Raw genomic sequence first — 23303 nt, forward strand, 5'->3', positions numbered from 1 at the left:
CAAAATTCGGATCCAGAATCCGCTGCACCGACCTCTGACATGCCCAAGGCCCCGTCGTATACGACGGGGCCTTGATCAGCTCCCCCGGCTGGGCTCGAACCAGCGACCCTTCGATTAACAGTCGAATGCTCTGCCAACTGAGCTACGGAGGAACGGCACCGAAATCGGCGCACGAGGAGACACTCTATCAAACGTTTCGAGAACTGCGAGTACTCACCCGAGATATGCTGGGTGGACAATGCATCTCAAAAGCCTGACCCTGCGAGGATTCAAATCCTTTGCCTCGGCGACGACGCTCAAGTTCGAGCCGGGCATCACCTGCGTTGTCGGCCCCAACGGCTCCGGCAAGTCCAACGTCGTCGACGCCTTGTCCTGGGTGATGGGCGAGCAGGGTGCGAAGAATCTGCGCGGCGGGAAGATGGACGATGTCATCTTCGCCGGAACCTCGAAGCGACAGGCATTGGGCCGCGCCGAGGTGGCCCTGACGATCGACAACACCGACGGAGCCATCCCCGTCGACTACACCGAAGTCACGATCTCACGCACCCTGTTTCGTACAGGCGGCAGCGAGTACGCCGTCAACGGGACTCCGGCGCGACTCCTTGACATCCAGGAGCTGCTCAACGACTCGGGACTGGGCAAAGAGATGCATGTCATCGTGGGGCAAGGGCGTCTCGACGCGATTCTGCACGCCGATCCGATCGAACGTCGCAGCTTCATCGAAGAGGCCGCGGGCGTCCTCAAGCACCGCAGGCGCAAGGACAAGGCCGTGCGCAAACTCACCGGCCTGCAGACGAACCTTGATCGCCTCTCCGATCTGCGGACCGAACTCAACCGGCAGCTGGGGCCGCTGGGGCGCCAGGCCGAGGCCGCGCAGAAGGCCGCCACCGTCCAAGCCACCCTGCGCGACTCCGCTGCACGACTGCTGGCCGATGACACCGTTCGGCTGCAGGCCTCCTTGGCTTCCACCTCGGGCGCTGAGGGCGAAGACGGCAGAGACCGCATCGGCGACCTCGAGCATCGCCGATCCCGCACTGAGCAGCGACTGCAGGAGATCGAGGCACGTCTGGGCACTCTTGATGCTGAGCTCGAGGATCTGCGCACCGCCGAATCACGGACACAGACCCAGATCGTTCGTGCCAGAGGAATCGCCCAGCGTGCCGAGGACAAACGCTCACACCTGCTCTCCGAGGTCGCGAGCCTGGGCCGTCGGGAGACGAAGTCGCCGGAAGAGCTGAGGTCCCAAGCCGAGCACCACAAGGAGGAGCTTCGCACCGCGGAGGATGCGGTCAAGGAATCCGCGGCAGCACTGGATCGCAGTCAGATGCGCAAAGAAGAGCTCGCACTGGCATTGAAGAAGGCCGAGGACGAGGTCAAAGCCACACAGCTGGCCATCACCGAGGCGATCAAGAACAGGTCGGCACTGCAGTCGAAGAGCTCCCAGGCGCGTGAGCGCATCAGCGACCTCACGGCTCGGATCGAATCCAATCGGGCAGAGATCGACACCGCCTCGACTCGCATCGCCGAACGTCGCGAGGAACTGAGCACCGCTGAGGCGGCCGTCGAAGGGGTCGAAGCAGGAGAGAGCGAACTCGACACGGAGTACGAATCCGCCAAGGAGACCCAGACCACGTTGGAGACCGACCTCGAGGGACTCCGGGCGCAGAAGGCGAAGACAGCATCGGAACTGGCCTCGGCAGAGGCCCGAGCAGAGGCGCTGTCCCTCGGCACAGCCTTGGAAGCCGACCTCGAGGACATCGTGAACGCGGATCTGCCGGGAGTCGGCTCGGCCGTGACCGAGCGGTTGTCCGTGGTCAACGGGTTCGAGATGGCCGTGGCGGCAGCCCTGTCGACCACGGTCTCCGGTGTGCTCGTCGACTCCGGTCAGGTGGCATTGACAGTGCTCGACCACCTCGGCGAGGACACCAATGTCCACCTCACGATCCCGGCAGGGGCGAGTGCCAGGGTGGGCACTGCAGCAGGCACCGGTGCACGTGCCGGCAAGGGTGCTAACCAGGCGACCAGAACGATCTCTGCGACCACACTGCCCGAACTCAGCGGGATCGCCGACGGCCCACCGTCGATCCGGTGGCTCAGCGATGTCGTCAGCAGCGACGTGCCCGAACTGACCGAACTGCTGAACTCCGCGCTGGAGACGGTCGTGTGCGTTGACGATGCTGCCAGCGCGCTGTCCATCATCGATTCTCGCCCCGAGCTCACGGTGGTCACACTCGGCGGTGAGATCCTCACCGCGACACGTGTCACCCGGGCACGTACCGCTTCGGGCACCCGTTTGGCCTCACAGACCGCGCTCGAGGAGACTCGCTCCTCCATCACCGATCTGCAGCAGGTTCGGACCCGAATCGATGCCGACATCGTCCGGTTCGAGGAGAAGCTGGCCGAGGCGAAGGCAGCAGCCTCCGCGGCTCTTGAGAAACTGCACTCCTCGGACGCGGCGATCATGGCCGCCGGGGAAGAGGTCTCCCGAATCGCGGGCGACATCACTACAGCCCAGACCCGCCTGCAGCGGGCCAAGGACAACGAAGCGGAGCTCGCGACACGCCTGGAGACGGCCGAACGCGAGGCCCGCACCGCCGAATCCGCGCTCGCCGGGGCAGACGACGTCGAAGAGGTTGTCGACACCACCGAACGGGATGAACTGAGCCGGCGGGTGTCCCAGTCCTCCGAAGACGTCATCGAGACCCGAATCAGCCACAAGGCGGCCACGGATCGAGCACGATTCCTCTCCGACAGGGTCGACTCCCTGCTTCGCCAGGCCACGGCAGAGGAGACCGCACGCGAGCAGACCCAGCGGACGATCGCACGCAAGAACAGATCGGCTGCCTCGGCGGTGCTCATCGTCGAGATTGCACAGAACTCGACTTCAGCCGCAGAGACGACGGTGTCCGAACTGGGCTCCCAGATTCAGGTCCTCGTCGAAGAGCGCGGGCAGCTGCGGGAGGAGAAGGGCCGGCTCGGTGAGGAACTGGGCACCACGCGCACGCAGCTGCAGCGACTCAAGGACGCTGTCGCCGAAGCCGAACTCGCCAAGGAACGATTCCGACTCAAACTCGAAGAGATCGAGAACCGGGCGGGAGAGGAGACCGGACTCGGCCTCGAACGGCTGGTCGAGCTCTACGGCCCTCATGTTCCGGTTCCTGCTTTCGACGAAGGCGAGGAGGAGCGTCCCTATGTGCGGTCCGAGGTCGAGAAACGACACAAGAAGGCGACCGCCGCCCTCAAACGCATCGGAACGGTCAACCCCCTGGCACTCGAGGAATACGAGGCACTCAAGGAGAGGCACCAGTTCCTCGAAAAGCAGATCACCGATATCGAGTCCTCGAGGAAGGACCTGATGAAGCTCGTCGACGAGGTCGATCGGCACGTCGAACGAGTATTCGCCGAGGCCTATGCGGACACCGCGCGGGAATTCGAAGACATCTTCTCCCGCCTGTTCCCCGGCGGTGAGGGATCCCTGAGCCTGACCGACCCCGACGACATGCTGACCACAGGCGTCGACGTCCACGCCCGGCCCGCGGGCAAGAAGGTCAAGCGACTCTCCCTGCTCTCCGGCGGCGAACGGTCACTGGTCGCCGTCGCCATGCTGGTGGCGATCTTCAAGGCTCGGCCCAGCCCGTTCTATGTCATGGACGAGGTCGAAGCTGCACTCGACGATCTCAACCTGTCCCGCCTGCTGACCGTGTTCGAAGAGCTGCAGGATTCGTCTCAGCTCATCGTCATCACCCACCAGAAGCGAACGATGGAGATCGCCGATGCGCTCTACGGGGTGACGATGCACGGAGATGGCGTGTCGAAGGTCATCTCGCAGCGGATCCCATGAGCGGCAGCCGTTCGCGGGAGGCCGATTCGGCAGAGATGTCCAGGGGAGTCCCAGGGAATTCTCCAACAGGCTCACGGTCCCCGAATACGAATGTCGTGGATTTGGACGATAGACTTGAGCGCAGGGAAGCATTGTCGAAAAGCTTGAGGAGCGGGACGTCCATGGCCGAGTCGGCTGAATCACGAGGTGACTCGCGAGCATGAATGCAGTACTCGTCGTCATTGTCGGACTCGCCGTATCGTTCGCGCTGGCACTCATCGTCGTGCTCCTCGTCGCACTGCCGGGACTGAGGGCTGAAGGTCGCCTGAAGTACTCATCCGATGTGCAGCGGTTTCGACTTCCGGGGCAATGGACCGGGTACGACGACGAGGTCCACGAATTCTTCGGTCATGACGACGGCACCTCCCACCTGGCGACTCGGGAACAGGCTGCAGTCACCGCGATCCGGGACCATTCCTACGTGCTGCGGCCCCAGCCGCGCCGGCACGCCGCACCATCACTGCTGACGGTGAGGCCGCGCACCCGTCATTGGAAGATCCCGGAATCCGGCACAGGGTGGAGAACCACAGCCGGACTGCTCTTCGGCAGCAGAGGTTCCTGACCGGGCCACACGACATCATCACACGCGCCCCGAGACAGCGGGGCGCTGGGGTGCGGGCCACCGGAGCGCACAGCGGCCTCGCGCCGATGTGCGCAACACGACCGGCACAGCACCCTTGACCGGCGGCCACCGCGCGAGAACGTGGGGCCAGGGAAGGTAATCAAAGGAGGACGTACGTCAATGGATCAGCCGATCATATTGCTCATCGTCGCAGCCATCGTCTTCATTCTGGTCGTCGGGCTGGGCTTCACCCTGCGCGTCAACGCCAAGAAGAAGGGGCTGCGCGATGAGCGCAGCATCGACGCCGATGTCACCGGCGAACTCAAGATCGACGACATCTCCGAGGCGGTCGCCAAGGAGAAGGCTGCCACACGCGGATCCGAGGTTCCCACCGAACCTGGAAACCGGCTCGTTCGCCTGCGCGAACGCCTCGCGAAGTCCAACTCCGGGCTGGGCCGCGGTCTGCTCAGCCTGCTCTCGCGTGACAACCTCGACGAATCGACCTGGGAAGAGATCGAAGACACTCTCATCCTCGCCGATGTCGGAGTCGATCCGACCACGGAACTCGTCGACAGACTGCGCGAACGCGTCAAGGTCCTCGGCACCCGTGAACCGGAAGAGGTCAGGGGACTGCTTCGGGAAGAACTCATCAAACTCGTCGATCCCTCCATGGATCGTGAACTTGCCACCGCAGGCACCGACGGCGACCCAGCCGTGATGCTCGTCGTCGGAGTCAACGGTGCCGGCAAGACGACGACAGTGGGCAAGATCGCCCGTGTGCTCGTCGCTGAAGATCAGAGCGTGCTGCTGGGTGCTGCCGATACGTTCCGTGCCGCGGCCGCCGAGCAGCTGTCCACCTGGGGCGGTCGCGTCGGCGTGGAGACCGTCCGCGGCGAGGAGGGGGCCGACCCCGCCTCCGTGGCCTACTCCGCCGTCGAACGCGGCAAGGAAGACGGCACCGACGTCGTGCTCATCGATACGGCCGGACGCCTGCAGAACAAGATCGGCCTGATGGACGAACTCGGCAAGGTCAAGCGTGTGGCCACACGCCCTCTGGGCGAGGGCCACGAGATCGACGAGGTGCTCCTCGTCCTCGACGCCACGACCGGGCAGAACGGAATGCAGCAGGCCAAGGTCTTCGCCGAGGCGGTCAACATCACCGGCATCGTGCTGACCAAACTCGACGGCACCGCCAAGGGCGGAATCGTCGTGGCCGTCCAGCGTGAGCTCGGGGTTCCGGTCAAGCTCATCGGCCTCGGTGAGGGTGCCGATGATCTGGCGCCGTTCACTGCCGAAGGATTCGTCGACGCACTGCTCGACTGACCGTATTCTCCAGCCTGTGTCACATGCTGGAAACATGGTCGACTCGCTGGTGTGACATCCGTCATGGACACTGTCACTGTTCGGTTCTAAACGGAGCCGACAGAGACGTGAAAGAGACGACATGGAACTCGACGCAGTGAATGTTTGGATGATGGTCGCGGCCGGTCTGGTCCTGCTCATGACCCCCGGTGTGGCCTTCTTCTACGGCGGCATGACCCGAATCACCTCGAGCATCAACATGATGATGATGGTGTTCTCGGCAATGGCGATGGGCGGGCTCGTCTGGGTCCTCTTCGGATACGGACTGAGCTCCGGAGACTCCGTGCTGGGGATCTTCGGCAATCCGCTGTCCGAGATCGGCCTCGCCGACACAGTCGCCAACGAGCCCGAAGCTCTCATCTCCATCGGCTACGGCTCCACCTTCGCGATGATCGCGATCGCACTCATCGCCGGTGCCGTCGCTGATCGGGCGAAGTTCTCCACCTGGCTGGTCTTCGCCGGCCTGTGGGTGACCTTGGTGTACTGTCCTCTGGCCTTCATGGTCTGGGGCGACGGACTGCTCAGCGAGTCGGGTGTGATCGGCAGCGCCTTCGGGCCGGCGATCGACTTCGCCGGCGGAACGGTCGTGCATATCAACGCGGGAATCTCCGCTCTCGTGCTCGTCGTCGTCATGGGCCGCCGGGCCCGCTATTCGACACCGCACAAGCCCCACAACATTCCGATCACCGTTCTCGGTGCGGCGCTGCTGTGGTTCGGCTGGTTCGGATTCAACGGTGGAGCCGCCTCGACGATCGAGCAGGCCGGACTGATCTGGGTCAACACCCTGGCCGCCCCTGCCGCCGGAATGATCACCTGGATCGCAATCGAGCGGATACGGGCGACTCGCCCCAGCAGCATCGGCAGCGTCTCCGGGGCGATCGCCGGTCTTGTGGCCATCACCCCCGCCTGTGCGAACGTCGAACCGTATGCGGCGATCATCATCGGAATCGCGGCAGGCGCAGGAGCTGTGCTCGCTGTGGAAGCGAAGAACCGCCTGCGCTACGACGACGCTCTCGACGTCGTCGGCGTCCACCTCGTCGCCGGTGTCATCGGCACTGTGATGATCGGACTCTTCGCGGTCCCGAGTGCAGACTCGGCCGCCGGCCTCTTCCACGGTGGAGGACTCGGGCTCCTCGTGTCGCAGATCGTGGCCACGGTCGTTGCCCTGATCTACGCCGGAGGCGTGACCCTGGTGATCGCTCTCGCCCTGCGGAAGACCATGGGGCTGCGCATCGACCCCAGAGACGAGCTGTCGGGCATCGATGCCTTCGAACACGCGGAGCAGGCCTACTCGTTCCGCTGAACCCCGAAATCTCCCGCCAGGGGGCCGGTCGGTCTCACCGGCCGCCTCGGTGAGGGGGAGTGCGTGAGCGTACTCACCGATCGCCTCGGTGGGGTGGAAGCAGCCACCCCACCGAGGCGATCGGTCATTCAAGGCCCATCGACAGGTTCTGGGATGAGACGGTTGTGGGCGCTTTCCCAGCTATCTCGGTTTCAGTCCGAGACCGGTGAGTTGTTAGGCTAGGGAGTCGACCAATTATCGTGAAGAAGGCTTGTACGTGTTTAATTCTCTCTCCGACAGGCTCACCGCGACGTTCAAGAACCTGCGCGGCAAGGGCCGGCTGTCCGAAGCCGATGTGGATGGCACCATCCGCGAGATCCGGCGCGCCCTTCTGGACGCCGACGTCGCCCTGCCCGTCGTTCGCGCATTCACCGGGCGCATTCGCGAGCGGGCACTGTCCGAAGAGGTCTCGGGTGCGCTGAACCCGGGCCAGCAGGTCGTCAAGGTCGTCAACGATGAACTGGTCGGCATCCTCGGCGGGGAGACTCGTCGCCTGAACTACGCGAAGCGCCCGCCCACCGTCATCATGCTCGCCGGTCTGCAGGGTGCTGGTAAGACCACCCTTGCCGGTAAGCTCGCCTATTGGCTGAAATCCGAAGGTCACCGTCCGATGCTCGTCGCCGCCGATCTGCAGCGGCCGAACGCGGTCAACCAGCTCGAGATCGTCGGCGAGCGTGCAGGCGCGTTCGTCTACGCACCAGAGCCCGGCAACGGCGTCGGTGATCCGGTGCAGGTGGCCACCGACTCTCTCGAAGTCGCTAAGTCGAAGCTCCACGATGTCGTCATCGTCGACACCGCCGGTCGTCTCGGCATCGACGAAGAGCTCATGCAGCAGGCCGCCGACATCCGCTCGGCAGTCAACCCGGATGAGGTTCTGTTCGTCATCGACGCGATGATCGGTCAGGACGCGGTGAAGACCGCCGAGGCCTTCCTCGAAGGTGTCGACTTCACCGGTGTCGTGCTCTCGAAGCTCGATGGTGACTCACGCGGCGGTGCCGCGCTGTCTGTCGCCGAGGTGACCGGAAAGCCGATCATGTTCGCGTCGACCGGTGAGTCGATGAAGGAGTTCGAACAGTTCCATCCCGATCGGATGGCTGACCGGATCCTCGATATGGGCGACATCATGACCCTGATCGAGCAGGCCGAGAAGAACTTCGATGAGAAGGAGACCGCGAAGCTCCAGAAGAAGGTCGAAGCCGGTGAGGACTTCGATCTCAATGACTTCCTGACGCAGATGTCGGGTCTGAAGAAGATGGGCTCGATGAAGAAGATGCTGGGCATGATGCCCGGCATGAGCCAGTACAAAGATCAGCTCGAGAACTTCGACGAACGCGAAGTCGATCGCGTCGAAGCCATCGTTCGGTCGATGACTCCCGCAGAGCGTACCAACCCGAAGATCCTCAACGGATCACGCCGCTCGCGCATCGCCAAGGGTGCCGGCACCACAGTGAACGCGGTCAATCAGCTGATGGAACGATTCACTCAGGCGCAGAAGATGATGCGCGGGATGACTCGCGGCGGCGGTATGCCCGGAATGGGCGGAGGCGGCGGCATGCCGGGGATGGGTGGAATGCCTGGAATGGGCGGAATGCCCGGCGGCGGAGCGAATCGCAAGAAGAAGGCTGTGGGGAAGAAGAAGGGCCGCAAGGGCGGCCAGTCGGGCAACCCCGCCAAGCGTGCCCAGCAGGCTCAGGCGCTTGAGGACAAGAAGTCCGGCAAGACGAAGGATCCGGTCGGCTCGGCCTTCGGCGGCGTCGATCTCGACGGTGACGAAGAGTTCGATATGAAGAATCTGCCGAAGGGCTTCGGCGGGATGTTCCCAGGTGGAAAGTAATAGGGCTTTCTGGCACAATTGGGTCTTGTACTTTTGCTTCCGACGTGGGCCCTCTCTTCCACGTTGAGGTGATAGTCCAGGTCACAGACTCCAGCAGGTCAACCCCACGATTCTTCTGGAACCTCTGTGCAACAAAAACACAAAAGGAGACACCACTAAAGTGGCAGTCAAAATTCGCTTGACCCGCATGGGCAAAATCCGTGCACCGCACTACCGCGTCGTCGTGGCCGATTCGCGCACACGTCGCGATGGTAAGGCCATCGAACAGATCGGCATCTACCACCCGACACGCAACCCTTCGGTCATCGAGATCGATTCGGAGCGTGCGCAGCACTGGCTCTCCGTCGGCGCTCAGCCGACCGATCAGGTTCGCACCCTGCTCAAGCTCACCGGTGACTGGCAGAAGCACACCGGCGTCGGCGAAGCAGTGAACACTGTGAAGCCACAGCCGGAGAAGGAAGCCTACGTGGCTCCCACTGCCGGTTCGGTGATCAAGGAGGCTATCACTCCTAAGGGTTCGGACAAGGCTGCGGAAGCACCTGCTGAAGAAGCAGCACCTGCTGCTTCCGAAGAGAGCGCTGAAGCCTGACATGTTGGCTGATTCGCTCGAACACCTGGTCCGCGGCATCGTCGATCATCCCGACGATGTTGCTGTTCGATCCCGCTCGTCACAGCGCGGGACCACGCTCGAGGTCCGGGTTCACCCGGAAGACCTCGGCCGTGTCATTGGTCGCGCAGGGAGAACCGCAAAGGCTCTGCGCACCGTGATCAACTCTCTTGCCGGCCGCGAGTCGGTGCGAGTGGACCTCATCGAGGCGTAACACCTTCATCGGGAAAGGGGGACGCGGCGTGTCATCGCCGCGTCCCCCTTTCCTGTATTCACCGCACTGCTGTCGGCGACGATGGCTGCTGCAATCCGGATGCGGCGCAGATATGACGAAGCCAGCGGACTAAACTGTGTGCTGGAAGTGACTGCGTAGCGGCATCGCTGCGGTCACGCATCTTCACACGCACGAATCTTCACACGCACGAATCTGAGCGCTTTCATGAATGAGCGCTTTCATGGACACGAGGAGCAGTATGGACACGGTGATCGCCCGGTTGGGCAAACCGCACGGCATCAAAGGCGAATTCACCGTCGAGGTGCGCACCGACCGACCGGATGAGCGATTCGTCCCCGGTCAGACCTACTCCACCGATCCCGATATCGGTGAGCTGACTCTGACGTCGGCGAGGTGGCACCGGGACCGTCTGCTGCTGAGTTTCGACGAAGTCCCCGATCGGAATCGGGCGGAGGAGATCCGCAACACCCTCATCCTCAGCGATCAGGTCGAGGACGAGGTCGAGGATGACGCCTGGTACCTCGAAGACCTCATCGGACTTCGCGTCCTCGAAGGTGAGACACAGGTCGGGGAGATCGTCGACGTCACCAACGGCACCGCACAGGACCTGCTCCATATGAAGCACATCGACGGACACCAGGCGCTCATTCCCTTCGTCACTGAGATCGTCCCCGAGGTCGATGTTGAAGGCGGATGGGTCAGAGTCACGCCTCCGGCTGGTCTCTTCGACGCCTCGTGAGTCCAGCCATGAAGATCGACGTCGTCTCCATCTTCCCGGAGTATCTCGCCGGGCTTCAGCTCTCCCTCATCGGCAAGGCCGTGGATCAGGGGGTGCTCGACTTGAACGTGCACGACCTGCGTGACTTCACCTTCGACCGGCACAGCACCGTCGATGACTCACCGTACGGTGGGGGTGCCGGAATGGTGATGAAGGCCGAGCCGTGGGCGCTGGCACTCGAGCACATCCTCGGCGGGGGATCTCCTGGGGCAGCCAGCGTCGAGCAGACGGTCGGTGCAGACACCGGTGACGAAGAACCCGCCGCAGCGGGCAGGCCGATCCTCATCGTGCCCAGCCCGGCCGGCCCAGTGTTCAACCAGCGCATCGCAGAGGAACTCTCCGTTGCCGACCACCTCGTGTTCGCGTGCGGACGATATGAGGGGATCGACCAGCGAGTCATCGACTGGTCGGGCGAACATTTCGATCTTCGCCCCATGAGCATCGGAGACTATGTGCTCAACGGGGGAGAGGTCGCCTCAATGGTGATGATCGAGGCAGTCAGCCGCCTCATCCCCGGAGTCATCGGCAACCCCGAGTCGCTGACAGAGGAGAGCCATGAGGACGGACTCCTCGAATACCCGATCTACACGAAGCCCGCCAGCTGGAGAGACCGGGACGTGCCCGAGATCCTGCTCAGCGGAAACCACGGCGCGATCGCACGGTGGCGCAGAGACCGCAGACTCGAACGCACAGCCGACGTCAGGCCGGATCTGCTGGCCGGACTCGACGGTCTCGACAAGCATGATCGCGCCATTCTGGAACGGTTTGAGTCCGGGGATGATTCCGTGAAAGAATAGGTCGTCGCGTTTGTTGGCATTCACCTGCTTCAGGGGGATGGATGCCCAAGACCGTTCTCAGATGTCAGCATCGGAGAATTTCGGGGAGTGATCCCGACAGACGATCCAATCACCGGTTCAACCGGTCCGATATGCGTGTCCTCGACCTGAAGCTGGGGACACATGGAGAAACACAATGCAGAAGCTTGATGTTGTTGATGCAGCCTCGTTGAAGTCTGACGTTCCTGAGTTCCGCCCAGGCGATACCCTCAACGTTCACGTGCGCGTGATCGAAGGATCGCGTTCGCGTATCCAGGTGTTCAAGGGAATCGTCATCCGTCGCCAGGGCGACGGAATCCGCGAGACCTTCACCGCTCGTAAGATCAGCTTCGGCGTCGGAGTCGAGCGTACCTTCCCAGTGCACTCGCCCATCGTCGAGAAGCTCGAAGTCCTTGCCCGCGGTGACGTTCGTCGCGCCAAGCTGTACTACCTGCGCGAACTGCGCGGCAAGGCTGCACGCATCCGCGAAAAGGCCTGATTATTGCCTGGCACTGTGGGCAATGATCACGCGGTGCCGAATAACCGAGAAGACGCGACCTTCGGGTCGCGTCTTCTTTATTCGGGCCGCCTCTGGAAGATCGTGGCTGTCATCGCGATTCTCATCATCGTCATCGGCGGATCGGTTCGTGGGTTCGTCATCCAACGGTTCACGATCCCCAGCGAATCGATGGAGCCGACTCTCGACGTCGGCGATGACATCACCGTGTGGCGTCCCGATGCGTTGAGTTCAGACATCCAACGCGGAGACATCGTCGTCTTCGACGGCCGTGGCTCCTTCGTCGACGATGCTCTGCCGACCCCGCTGCAGAAGGTGGGTTCATGGGTTGGGCTCGGGAATCGAGACGTCTACTACGTCAAACGCGTCATCGCGGTCGGCGGTGACACGCTCCAATGCTGCGATGCACAGGGACGGCTGCTGCTCAACGACGAACCCCTGGAGGAGGACTACGCGCCCCATCCGGCCTCATCCACCGAATTCTCGATCGAGGTTCCCGCCGACACCATGTGGGTCCTGGGGGACAACCGGAACAAGTCTGCAGACTCGCGCGCACTGATGGGCAAGCCAGGAGGCGGATTCATTCCGCTCGACCGTGTCATCGGGCCCGTGATCGGGCATGGTTCCTCGGTCGACTGAGATGACCGCCGCCTGAAAGATGCCGCGGCGGGGTGCTGGTACGCTCATTTCAGTCCCATTGCGGAACCTGTGGTCCGATGCGAAAGCGAACGAATGTCAACCGAATCAGAAGCTTCCCCACCTTCAGCCTCGAAGAGATTCCTCCGTGGCCTGCTCGAGACCGCAGCGATCATTCTCGTCGCCATCCTCATCTCCACAGCACTCAAGACCTGGGTCGTCCGCTCGTTCTACATCCCTTCGGGATCGATGATGGAGACACTGCAGATCGATGACAGGGTCCTTGTCAATCAGCTGGCGCCGAATTTCGGCCCGGCCAACCGCGGCGACATCATCGTCTTCGACGACCCAGACCATTGGCTCAGTCCTGAAGAGATCTCGGAGTACGAGCCCAACCCTATCCTCGAGTTCGTCGGACTGGCTCCCGCTGACGGGGGCCAGCAGCTGATCAAACGCGTCATCGGCGTCGGCGGGGACACCGTCGAATGCTGCGATGCGCAGGGACGCATCCTCGTCAACGGCGAACCCATCGATGAGACATACCTCGACGACGGCACCGCCCCCTCGGAGGTGGACTTCAAAGTCACCGTCCCAGAGGGTCACTATTGGGTGATGGGTGACAATCGCAGCAACTCCGCAGACTCCCGGTACCACGTCGACACGCAGCCCTATGTGTCCGAGGACGACGTGGTGGGCACCGTCTTCCTCATCAATTGGCCCTTCAGTCATTTCAGTTGGATGTCCACCCCCGAGTCAGTCTTCGCCGACGTCCCCGACTCTGAAGGAATCACCGGCAGCTGATGGCACAGATCGGATTGCACGACCTCAGCTGTGAGCGCGCCCTGCTTGCAGAAGGCTACGAGTTCGTCATCGGCATCGACGAGGTCGGTCGTGGAGCACTGGCAGGGCCGGTCAGCGTGGGCGTGGCCCTCTTCGACCTCCGAGAGCTCACCGACGCCGAGGTGCCAGCGGGCATCCATGATTCGAAGCAGCTGAGCGCGTTGTCCCGTCAGACCGCGACCGATCGCGTCAATGGGTGGGCGCGAGCCACGGCAGTAGGGTCGACGACGCCGAGCGAACTCGACGAGCTCGGGATGACAATGGCACTGAATCTGGCCGGTCGTCGGGCACTGTCTGACATGCTGGTTCCTCTCGTCGGCTCAGCAGTTCTTCCACCATCGACGATGGTGCTCCTCGACGGCAAACACGACTGGCTTTCAGCTCCACTTACGCTCGACTGCCTGGGGATATTCGGGCCCGCAGCAGACCTGGAATTGCCCCAAGTGCGGACCGTGATCAAAGGTGACGGCAGCGTTCCCGTCATCGCCGCGGCAAGTATTGTGGCAAAAGTGCACCGAGATGAGGCGATGATCGCACTCGCCGAGGCTCATCCCCAGTATGGTTGGGAGTCGAATGTCGGGTACGGAACCAACAGACACCGTCGGGGCATCGCCGACTTCGGCCCCAGCATTCACCACCGGAGAAGCTTCCGCCTGCTAACGGCGCACGATGCGAAGGAGGGATCGTCATGAGCACCGATGATCTGGACGATTACGAAGCGCAACTGGAGCTTCAGCTCTATAAGGAGTATCGCGATGTCGTGGGACTCTTCGCCTACGTTGTCGAAACCGAACGTCGCTTCTACTTGGCCAACCACGTTGATCTCAAGGCCCACAACGACGCCGGAGACGTCTACTTCGAACTGACGCTGCGAGACGCCTGGGTGTGGGACAGCTATCGGTCGGCGCGCTTCATCAAGACAGTGCACGTGCTGACCTTCAAAGACGTCAACATCGAGGAGATCGCCAAGAGCGATCTGGAACCACCGACGTCGATCAGGAGCTGACGGCGGCCAGCGGCTGATTCAGGAGAGGCACTCGCACGCTTAGGCCTGTGGGCCGGACCTTGACTTGCACGTGATCGGCCTGTGGACGACGAAGCGCCGTCCACAGGCCGAACGTCTGCTCTTGTCACGTCTGCTTTGCCGGTGGTGGCCTGTCACTCATGGGACCAACATCTGGCAGACGCAGCACAACGACACCGGGAATGCGTCAGCGCGCTCTGGGACAGACAGGGGAGGACCTGGCAGCAGAGTTCCTGCAGCAGCAGGGCATGGTCATCATCGAACGCAACTTCAGATGCCCACGGGGAGAGATCGACATCATCGCCCGGGACGGTGAGACCATCGTCTTCGTCGAGGTGAAGACCCGCAGAACGCTCGCCCTCGGATCTCCCCTCGAAGCCGTGACCAAGGCGAAGCTGAAGCGGATCAGAATGCTGTCGGCACTCTGGCTGCGCGGGCAGCGCGACTACTTCGCCGCCATCCGCATCGATGCCCTCGGCATCGTCATGGAACCCGAACCCGACTACTCTCATCGCCGCAACCTGCAGGTCGACTCGTGAGCGAAGAGGCGCAGCTCAATGTGATCGGACGCGCCTCCGCCGTCGCTCTCTGGGGGCTGGCGGGGAAGATCGTGTCCATCGAAGCCTGCGTCAGCGCCGGTCTGCCGGGGATCGACATAGTCGGTCTGCCCGACGCTTCCGTAAGCGAATCCCGGAAACGACTTCGAGCCGCGCTCGCCTATCTGGGGATCCCCGTGGCCACGCAGCATCTGACGATCAACCTCACCCCAGGCACGGTGCCGAAGATCGGCACCGGATTCGACCTGGGAATCGCTGTGGCCGTGCTGAAAGCGCAAGGCATCATCGACGAAGCCGACACAGAATCGATCATCCACTGTGGTGAACTGGGCCTTGACGGGCGCATCCGCCCCGTCAACGGTGTGCTGCCGAGCCTGCACAGCGGCCTGCAGGCCGGCTTCGAACGATTCGTCGTGCCCGTGGGCAACAGTCAGGAATCAGCACTGCTCGGGGGAACCAGGGTCCGAGCCATCGCCTCGCTGGCCGAACTGATCAACATCTACGGCGGAGATCTCAACGTCCCGATGCTCCCACCGGTCCTTGCCGCCGAAACTGCCGACCCGGAAATTTCCGAACGCCACGACCTCTCCGAAGTCCAAGGGCAGGCTGAAGCACGATTCGGGCTCGAAGTCGCAGCGGCCGGTGGGCATAATCTGCTGATGCGAGGCACACCGGGGGCCGGGAAGACGCTGCTGGCCCAGTGTCTGCCGGGGATCCTTCCACCATTGGACGACCCGCAGGCGGTCGAAGTGGCGGCGGTGCGCTCGCTGCGAGGAGAGCTGCACGGAGGCGATGGGCTCGACCATCGACCTCCTTTCGAAGCGCCCCACCACCGCAGCACCGCCTCGGCGCTCATCGGTGGGCGCAGACCCGGGTCGATAGGAATTCTCAGCAGGGCCCACCGCGGCGTCCTCTTCATGGATGAGGCGCCCGAGTTCTCACGTGACGTACTCGAAGCGCTGCGTCAGCCGATGGAGGCTCGACAGGTTCACATCCATCGTGCCTGGGGCTCCATGGTGCTTCCAGCGTCGTTCCAGTTGGTGATGGCGGCGAACCCATGCCCCTGTGGAGCTGGAATGCGCGGAGCCGACTCCACGTGCCGATGCACTCCGATGGACAAGCGCCGCTACCGCAACAGACTCTCCGGTCCTCTGTTGGATCGCGTTGATCTGCAACTCGAACTGTTTCCAGTCTCACCGGCCGACATCCTCCTCGGTGGGGCACAGGAGGACAGCGCTGCCGTCGCCGCACGGGTCAGACTCGCCCGGCAGCGACAAGCTGATCGATACGTCGACTGTGAGTGGACGCTGAACTCGAACGCACCCGGAGCTTGGCTGCGTGAGCATTTCTCTCTGAGTCCGAACAGTCTGCGCGACCTGGACCGCGCACTCGAGACAGGAAGGATCACCATGCGTGGATACGACCGAGTGCTGAGGGTGGCAACGACCTTGGCCGACCTAGAAGGGACCGAGGTGCCGACACCGGACAAGATCACCACGGCGCTGGCTCTGAGGACACAGGACTCATGAATGACGACAGTATGAACGAGGAGAGTGGAGACATCCGAGCTGCTGTGGCCGCCCTGTTGAGGATCGGCGAACCCGGCGACGGGCTGCTCACAGGGCTCGTTGACGAGGTCGGTCCGATTGCAGTGCTCGAACTGATCCGGGCAGTGGCAGCAGGAACATCATCAGCAGCCGAGGCCGCCGACAGCCTGACGCCGATCGTGAACGCGGTCGCGGGCAGCGGACAGCTCGGAGACGCCCTCGACCGCTGGGCGGTGCGAGGCGAGGATGCGCAGGGACAACGTGACCTCGAGGCAGTGCAGAGACTGGGCGGGCGGCTCGTCATCCCCAGCGACGACGAATGGCCACCTGCTCTGAGGGACCTCGGACCGGCGGCACCACTGGGCCTGTGGGTCAGGGGTAAGGCGAGACTGAACGCGGCGCTGCAACGGGCAGCCGCTATCGTCGGAGCACGAGCGGCCAGCAACTACGGCACCAAATGTGCCTCAGACCTGGCCTGGGATCTGGCAGCGAGGGGACTGACCATCGTCTCCGGCGGAGCTTTCGGGATCGATGCGGCCGCCCATCGGGCAGCTATCGCCCGCGACGGCACCACGATTGCCTTCATGGCTGGGGGAGTCGACCGCTTCTATCCAGCTGCCAACACCGACCTGTTCCACCAAGTACTTGAGTGTGGCGCGATCGTGTCCGAAACCGCTCCCGGGATGACTCCGATGCGACACCGCTTCCTGCTCCGCAACCGTCTGATCGCTGCTTCGTCCCAAGTCACCGTCATCGTCGAGGCCGGTTGGCGCAGCGGAGCACTCAATACCGCCCGACACGCACTCGAGCTTTCACGTGAAGTCGCGGCATTCCCTGGATCCGTGTATTCGGCGTCATCGACGGGGACCCACAGACTCATCCGACACCATGAAGCGGAGTTGGTGACCAGCTGCCAAGACGTCATCGAACTCATCGGTGGTGCCCAGCCGATGCTGTTCAACGACGGCAGCCTCCCATCCCAAGGCCCGCGCCTGCGTTCCGAGGGCCCGAGCGTCCGTTCCGAGGGGCCGCGCCTGCGTTCTGAGGGGCCGCGCCAGTCGCCGGCAGACCCGATCGATGACCTGGCCGAACGAGAGAAGATCTGTGTCAATGTGCTCTCGGCGACCAAGGCCCTGGATGTCGGAACCGTGGCGGCTCGGGCCGGACTGACAGTGCCGAACACACTCTCCGCGCTCGCCCTCCTTGAACTTGCCGGCCTGAGCGCTCGTCGCGATTCCGGCTGGGTCAAACTGCGCAGACAGAAGTGACTCTTTGAGGCAGACAGAGATGAGACGTCGGAGCAGACAGCGATATTAGGTCGAAGCCGACAGAGCTGAGTCCTCGATAAATAGCCGCCGCTGTGTGAAGGTCCACCGCGTGGCCCGAGCGATCGCGTAGCCTGGGGCTGTGACCCAACCGATGACCATCGCCGAGGTGGTGTCCGGCTATGCCGACCACCTGAGATCACGCGACGTCTCCGCCCACACCTCGCGGGCCTACATTTCGGATGTCACAGACTTCTTCGACCACGCGGCCCACTCACCGGCTGCCCGCACCCGAGCGGACACCTCCGAACCCAGTGTTGGCGACATCGATCTCAACGACCTGCGTTCGTGGCTGATCACCCTCGACGATGCCGGAGCGGCGAAGTCGACCGTGGCCCGGAAGATCGCAGCCGTGAAGTCCTTCTTCGCCTACTGCGTGAACCACCAGGGACTGACGAACAATCCGGCGGCGCGGCTGCGGACTCCTAAGAAGGACTCTCGTCTTCCCACCGTCCTCAAACCTCAGCAGGCTGCCGATCTTGTGTCCCGGGAGCGTACTGCTCACAGCGAGGCCGACGGCAGCGATCCCATTGACGCAGCCAAGTGGGCCAGGGATGCAGCCATCCTGGAGATGCTCTACGCCACGGCAGTGCGAGTATCGGAACTGACCGGGCTGAACCGCAGCGACGTTGACCATCAGCGCTCGATGATCACTGTCCTGGGCAAGGGGAACAAGGAACGACGCGTCCCCTTCGGCAAACCCGCCCAGTCGGCATTGCAGCGATGGCTGGCACTGCGGGAGACCTTGGTCTCGAACGCCAGCGGTGATGCGCTCTTCCTTGGCGTGAGAGGCGGACGAATCGGAGCCAGACAGGTCAGGGAACTCGTTCATCGGTACGGCTCCGATGATCCCAGCGCACCCGATATCGGCCCGCACGGGCTGCGGCACTCGGCGGCTACGCACATGCTCGACGGGGGAGCGGACCTGCGACAGATCCAGGAGCTGCTGGGGCACTCGACGATGAGCAGCACGCAGATCTACACCCACGTCTCGATGCAGCGATTGCAGGAGACCTATCGGCAGGCACACCCCCGGGCCTGATCACACTCCCTGGGGGCTTCACTTTCGGAATTCCCAGTGCCACGGCTCAGGCAGCGAACCGCTCTGGCGGGCCCAACCGGGATGGATCCATCCGAACTTCGGTGCGTTGGCACGCATCCACTGGTGCTCGGCGGTGCCGAACGAATTGATTCCGCCTCCTAAGTCGACGGCCAGCGCCCAACCGTGATTCGAGGTTCCGGGAGTCGCTGCCATCCGACCCTTGCGCCTCTTCAGGATGACCTGCGTGTCATAGTCACGGTAGGCATCCGTCACGGAGATCGGAGTCGAGAATCTGGCTTCATAGGCGTGGGACATCCGGTCGAACGCCGCTTGGGCATCGCAGCGCAGCATCTGTCCGAGTGCCGACTCCAATACGCACATTGCAGCGGCGGGGATTCGACCATTGCGATGTCCACCCCAGGCACCTGCTCCTGATGTCGTGGAATCTCCGGTGTGTTCCTCTGCCGGTCTGCGTGACAGCGGCAGGAGGATCGACTGCTCCTGCCCGAAGAAGCCTGTCGGGTCGATGTATTTCTTCACACCTGCGGACTTCCAGACACCGATGTGCAGGCAGGATTCGTCGCAGTGACCGCCTTCGGCAACCGTTGCTATCTCCGCACCGGCGGGAAACGCCTCACCCATCTCAAGCGCCGAATCAGCCGGTTGGAAAGAGATGACGTATCCGGAGTCCGTCTCGATGCTCATGGTCGCGGTGCCAGCCACAGAGCCACGGAAGCGAATGGTGCCTGCAGCGGGCGCACGCACCGGCTCACCCCTGACCGTGAGCACATCGATGCCACGGTGTCCCTTCAGCCATGCCTCTGAAGGTGGATCGAAAGCCTCGGTGATCTCCATCGCAGGGACTGGTGAGACCCACGTCGGCTGAGCGTCGGACGCTGGTTCGGCAGCTGCCGTCCGGACCGGTGCCCCCGCCTCGGCGAAGGTGAGGGCCACGACCATCAGAGTCATTGCCGCAATGAGACGCAGCCGCGACGATGCCGGTCGTGCTCGAGCCGAGGTGGAACGGACGGTGTGAGGCGAATCGACGAAGAAGTCCATGAACCCATGGAAGCCCGGTCGCTACGAGATGTCAGGCGCACGGACAGCGCCTGTGGATGACCCGCTGACGTGCACAGGTGAAACGAACACAAGTGGAGTGTCGATCCACAGAAGACAACGAAAGAGTGACCAAGCGCAGCCCTTGATCAGACAGGTGCGGAGGTGCTGAACCTGAACCGCCGGGCGTACCTTCAGCACAGATGAACCAAGGTGGGCCCAAGTTATCCACACCTCAGCGGACACGAGTCGTGCGAAATCTCCTCCGCAGAGCGAGTCAAATGCCGCGCAGTCTGTGATGCAGCCCATTCCTCAGGTGCAGGATCGATTGGAAAAGCCTTGGGGAACAGGGATAGGATGGCCTCAGCAGAAGCGTGTCTTCTGACTACGCGTATTCGATTTCTTCTCCATCCCATGGTGCAAATAGTCCGCGAGGGCGAATTTGTGGGGCGGATGAACCGAATACCAGGAATCAACCGAAAAGGTCACTGTTGCCGACGGCTCAAAGCCGGCGGAAAACACTGACGTAAAAGCGCCTTCGGGCGCGAGAGAAAGGAGGGCGTCGGCATGGCCGTCGTCACCATCCGCCAGCTGCTCGACAGCGGCGTTCACTTTGGACACCAGACCCGTCGTTGGAACCCGAAGATGAAGCGATTCATCTTCACCGAGCGCAACGGCATCTACATCATCGACCTGCAGAAGTCGCTGGGCTACATCGATTCTGCATTCGAATTCGTCAAGGAGACCGTGACCCACGGTGGGTCGATCCTCTTCGTCGGCACCAAGAAGCAGGCACAGGAATCGATCGCCGAACAGGCCAAGCGCGTGGGACAGCCCTACGTCAACCAGCGTTGGCTCGGCGGTATGCTCACCAACTTCCAGACCATCTCGCTGCGCCTGCGCCGCCTGAAGGAACTCGAAGAGATCGACTTCGATGACGTTGCAGGTTCTTCGCACACCAAGAAGGAACTGCTCATTCTCCGTCGCGAGAAGGACAAGCTGGAGAAGACCCTCGGCGGTATCCGCGACATGCAGCGGACCCCTTCGGCTGTCTGGATCGTTGACACCAAGAAGGAACACCTTGCTGTCGACGAAGCACGCAAGCTGGGCATCCCGGTCATCGCGATCCTCGACACCAACTGCGACCCTGACGACGTCAACTACCCGATCCCGGGCAACGACGACGCCATCCGCTCGGTGTCCCTGCTGACCCGCGTGATCGCCGACGCAGTGGCAGAGGGCCTCATCGCCCGCCACTCCTCGGACGACGACAGCGGAGAGAAGAACGTCTCGGCCGTCGAACCGATGCCTGAGTGGGAACGCGAGCTGCTCGAGGGCAACGCTCCAGCCTCAGAGGAAGCCGCTGCTCCAGCTGCCGACGCTGCCGCTCCGGCCGCAGACGCCGCTGCTGAGAAGCCTGCTGCCGAAGAAGCCTCTGCACCTGCTGCCGAAGCAACGGAAGAGCCCGCCGCAGAAGCTGCAGCGGACTCCACCGAGTCGACAGAGTCCTGATTTCCTTTAACTCCACCAACTTTTAGGAGAAAGAATGGCAAACTACACTGCCGCTGATATCAAGGCATTGCGCGAGAAGACCGGCGCCGGAATGATGGATGTCAAGAAGGCTCTTGACGAAGCTGACGGCGATCAGTCGAAGGCCATTGAATTCCTCCGTGTGAAGGGCCTCAAGGGCGCCACCAAGCGTGAAGGTCGCTCCACCTCCGACGGTCTCGTGGCCACACAGATCGACGGTGGCGTCGGAACGATGATCGAGCTCAACTCGGAGACCGACTTCGTTGCGAAGTCCGATCCCTTCGTTGCACTCGCCGAGGAAGTTCTGGCCCTGGCCGTTGCTGAGAACGCTGATTCGGCCGAAGCTGTTCTCGCGTCCACGAAGGACGGCAAGCCCGTCTCGGAGTTCATCACCGAAAGCGGTGCGACTCTGGGCGAGAAGGTTGCCCTTCGTCGCGTCGGACGTCTCGAAGGCGCAAGCGTCGAGTCCTACCTGCACCGCACGAACAAGGACCTGCCCCCTCAGGTGGGCGTCCTGCTGGCATACGAAGGTGACGACGCATCTGTCGCACACGATGTCGCCGTGCACATCGCAGCGATGAGCCCGAAGTACTTCTCCCGTGACGAGGTCCCCGCCGAGCTCGTGGAGAACGAACGTCGCATCGCGGAAGACACCGCGAAGAACGAAGGCAAGCCTGAGAAGGCTCTGCCCAAGATCATCGAAGGCCGCGTCAACGGCTTCTTCAAGGAGAACTGCCTGCTCGACCAGGGATTCGCCAAGGATCCCAAGCAGTCCGTGAGCAAGGTCCTCGAAGCTGCCGGTGTCAAGGCCACCGGATTCCTGCGTTTCCGCGTCGGAGCCTGAAGCACCATTGACTGTTGGGCGAGTCGTTTCCGACCCGCCCAACAGTCGTCTCGCTTGAGAGTGAACTCATAAGCGGCTGACGGGGTCGGACCAATCGGTCCGGCCCCGTTTTCGCTACACTGACACCGACGACACATCCGGGCTCTTACCTGCCCAGACGGAAGAAGGACTAAATGACATCCACCCCGGTTCACGAATCCAGCTACGCCAGCAGACCAGTCCGCACTCATCGCCGCCGTGTGCTCCTCAAACTCTCGGGTGAGGTGTTCGGTGGAGGCAAGATCGGAGTCGATCCCGATGTCGTCGCCGCTGTCGCCAGGGAAGTCGCCCCCACCGTCGATGAGGTGGAGGTCAGCATCGTCGTCGGCGGCGGAAACTTCTTCCGCGGAGCAGAGCTGTCCCAGCGGGGCATGGACCGCACGCGCGCCGACTACATGGGCATGCTCGGCACCGTGATGAACTGTCTGGCCCTGCAGGACTTCCTCGAACAGACCGGCGTCGATACCCGGGTTCAGACCGCGATCCCCATGTCCCAGGTCGCCGAGTCCTACATTCCGCGCCGGGCCATGCGCCACATGGAGAAGAACAGAGTCGTCATCTTCGGCGCCGGAGCCGGACTGCCGTACTTCTCCACCGACACCGTTGCCGCGCAGCGTGCGCTGGAAATCCACGCCGACGAAGTCCTCATCGCCAAGAACGGCGTCGACGGCGTCTACACCGCGGACCCGAACATCGACCCCACCGCAGAGAAGATCAGCGAGATCACCTACCAGGAGGCGCTGCAGAAGGGCCTCAAGGTCGTTGACGCAACCGCATTCTCCCTGTGCATGGACAACAAGCTGCCGATGCACGTCTTCGGCATGGAAGGCGAAGGCAATCTGCGCAAGGCAATTGTCGGCGACAAGATCGGCACCGTAGTCAAATAAAGCCCCAGGGCGCATTGCCCTGGGTACTCAGCGCCTCGAAACAC

22 protein-coding genes and 1 tRNA gene are annotated in these 23303 nt (G+C 62.8%); 21 read left to right on the top strand and 2 right to left on the bottom strand.

The window, feature by feature from the left end; genetic code table 11:
• Positions 1-79 precede the first annotated feature (79 nt).
• Positions 80-152, bottom strand: a tRNA-Asn gene (locus FO013_RS10410).
• 86 nt (positions 153-238) lie between these two features.
• On the opposite strand from FO013_RS10410, the gene smc reads away from it, so the two are divergent.
• The 18 genes from smc to FO013_RS10500 all read left to right on the top strand — a co-directional run bounded on the left by smc (position 239) and on the right by FO013_RS10500 (position 18903).
• Positions 239-3841, top strand: coding sequence for a chromosome segregation protein SMC (gene smc, locus FO013_RS10415; protein WP_143922486.1), 3603 nt, complete (start codon positions 239-241; stop codon positions 3839-3841).
• 199 nt (positions 3842-4040) lie between these two features.
• On the top strand, positions 4041-4442 hold the full coding sequence (locus FO013_RS10420; protein ID WP_009885107.1) for a hypothetical protein: 402 nt from the start codon (positions 4041-4043) through the stop codon (positions 4440-4442).
• 180 nt (positions 4443-4622) lie between these two features.
• The gene (ftsY, locus tag FO013_RS10425) at positions 4623-5765 is read left to right on the top strand and encodes a signal recognition particle-docking protein FtsY (RefSeq protein ID WP_143922487.1); all 1143 of its coding nucleotides are present in this window, start codon (positions 4623-4625) and stop codon (positions 5763-5765) included.
• A gap of 121 nt (positions 5766-5886) precedes the next feature.
• Complete coding sequence (locus tag FO013_RS10430) at positions 5887-7107, top strand: ammonium transporter (RefSeq protein ID WP_143922488.1); 1221 nt, start codon at positions 5887-5889, stop codon at positions 7105-7107.
• Positions 7108-7363: 256 nt separating this feature from the next.
• On the top strand, positions 7364-8980 hold the full coding sequence (ffh, locus tag FO013_RS10435) for a signal recognition particle protein (RefSeq protein ID WP_143922489.1): 1617 nt from the start codon (positions 7364-7366) through the stop codon (positions 8978-8980).
• A 160-nt stretch (positions 8981-9140) separates the two neighbouring features.
• Positions 9141-9569, top strand: a complete 429-nt coding sequence (gene rpsP, locus FO013_RS10440) for a 30S ribosomal protein S16 (protein ID WP_143922490.1) — start codon at positions 9141-9143, stop codon at positions 9567-9569.
• Position 9570: 1 nt separating this feature from the next.
• Positions 9571-9801 carry an RNA-binding protein gene (locus FO013_RS10445; protein WP_009885102.1) on the top strand — a complete coding sequence of 77 codons (231 nt, stop codon included), beginning with the start codon at positions 9571-9573 and terminating at the stop codon, positions 9799-9801.
• Between the two features lie 259 nt (positions 9802-10060).
• Entirely contained in the window at positions 10061-10561 is a 501-nt protein-coding gene (rimM, locus tag FO013_RS10450) for a ribosome maturation factor RimM (RefSeq protein ID WP_143922491.1), read from the top strand.
• Positions 10562-10569: 8 nt separating this feature from the next.
• Complete coding sequence (trmD, locus tag FO013_RS10455; RefSeq protein WP_143922492.1) at positions 10570-11397, top strand: tRNA (guanosine(37)-N1)-methyltransferase TrmD; 828 nt, start codon at positions 10570-10572, stop codon at positions 11395-11397.
• A gap of 175 nt (positions 11398-11572) precedes the next feature.
• Positions 11573-11914, top strand: a complete 342-nt coding sequence (gene rplS, locus FO013_RS10460) for a 50S ribosomal protein L19 (protein WP_143922493.1) — start codon at positions 11573-11575, stop codon at positions 11912-11914.
• 33 nt (positions 11915-11947) lie between these two features.
• On the top strand, positions 11948-12571 hold the full coding sequence (gene lepB / locus FO013_RS10465; RefSeq protein WP_143922494.1) for a signal peptidase I: 624 nt from the start codon (positions 11948-11950) through the stop codon (positions 12569-12571).
• Between the two features lie 93 nt (positions 12572-12664).
• Positions 12665-13369 carry a signal peptidase I gene (lepB, locus tag FO013_RS10470; RefSeq protein ID WP_143922495.1) on the top strand — a complete coding sequence of 235 codons (705 nt, stop codon included), beginning with the start codon at positions 12665-12667 and terminating at the stop codon, positions 13367-13369.
• Positions 13369-14100, top strand: a complete 732-nt coding sequence (locus FO013_RS10475) for a ribonuclease HII (protein WP_143922496.1) — start codon at positions 13369-13371, stop codon at positions 14098-14100. Before lepB (FO013_RS10470) ends, FO013_RS10475 begins: the two co-directional genes overlap by 1 nt.
• Complete coding sequence (locus tag FO013_RS10480; protein ID WP_143922497.1) at positions 14097-14414, top strand: DUF2469 domain-containing protein; 318 nt, start codon at positions 14097-14099, stop codon at positions 14412-14414. Before FO013_RS10475 ends, FO013_RS10480 begins: the two co-directional genes overlap by 4 nt.
• A gap of 158 nt (positions 14415-14572) precedes the next feature.
• Positions 14573-14971, top strand: coding sequence for a YraN family protein (locus FO013_RS10485; protein ID WP_143922498.1), 399 nt, complete (start codon positions 14573-14575; stop codon positions 14969-14971).
• Positions 14968-16518, top strand: coding sequence for a YifB family Mg chelatase-like AAA ATPase (locus FO013_RS10490; protein ID WP_143922499.1), 1551 nt, complete (start codon positions 14968-14970; stop codon positions 16516-16518). The genes FO013_RS10485 and FO013_RS10490 overlap by 4 nt, the downstream gene beginning before the upstream one ends.
• Positions 16515-17804 carry a DNA-processing protein DprA gene (dprA, locus tag FO013_RS10495; protein WP_143922500.1) on the top strand — a complete coding sequence of 430 codons (1290 nt, stop codon included), beginning with the start codon at positions 16515-16517 and terminating at the stop codon, positions 17802-17804. The genes FO013_RS10490 and dprA overlap by 4 nt, the downstream gene beginning before the upstream one ends.
• Before the next feature lie 139 nt (positions 17805-17943).
• Positions 17944-18903 (top strand): tyrosine recombinase XerC, encoded by a 960-nt coding sequence (locus FO013_RS10500; RefSeq protein ID WP_222103602.1) that lies wholly within the window; start codon positions 17944-17946, stop codon positions 18901-18903.
• Positions 18904-18921: 18 nt separating this feature from the next.
• Here the strand turns inward: FO013_RS10500 and FO013_RS10505 are convergent, their stop codons facing one another.
• Positions 18922-19962: a D-alanyl-D-alanine carboxypeptidase family protein gene (locus FO013_RS10505; protein WP_143922501.1), complete on the bottom strand. Its 1041-nt coding sequence runs from the start codon at positions 19960-19962 to the stop codon at positions 18922-18924.
• 564 nt (positions 19963-20526) lie between these two features.
• On the opposite strand from FO013_RS10505, the gene rpsB reads away from it, so the two are divergent.
• From rpsB to pyrH, 3 genes are all read left to right on the top strand, one after another.
• Positions 20527-21471: a 30S ribosomal protein S2 gene (gene rpsB, locus FO013_RS10510; RefSeq protein ID WP_143922502.1), complete on the top strand. Its 945-nt coding sequence runs from the start codon at positions 20527-20529 to the stop codon at positions 21469-21471.
• A gap of 34 nt (positions 21472-21505) precedes the next feature.
• A complete protein-coding gene (gene tsf / locus FO013_RS10515) occupies positions 21506-22333 on the top strand; it encodes a translation elongation factor Ts (RefSeq protein WP_143922503.1) in 828 nt (275 codons plus the stop codon).
• A 173-nt stretch (positions 22334-22506) separates the two neighbouring features.
• Complete coding sequence (gene pyrH / locus FO013_RS10520; protein WP_143922504.1) at positions 22507-23259, top strand: UMP kinase; 753 nt, start codon at positions 22507-22509, stop codon at positions 23257-23259.
• The last annotated feature ends 44 nt before the right edge of the window (positions 23260-23303 follow it).

The organism is Brevibacterium aurantiacum, assembly GCF_007558825.1.
GTDB classification, from domain to species: Bacteria; Actinomycetota; Actinomycetes; order Actinomycetales; family Brevibacteriaceae; genus Brevibacterium; species Brevibacterium aurantiacum_A.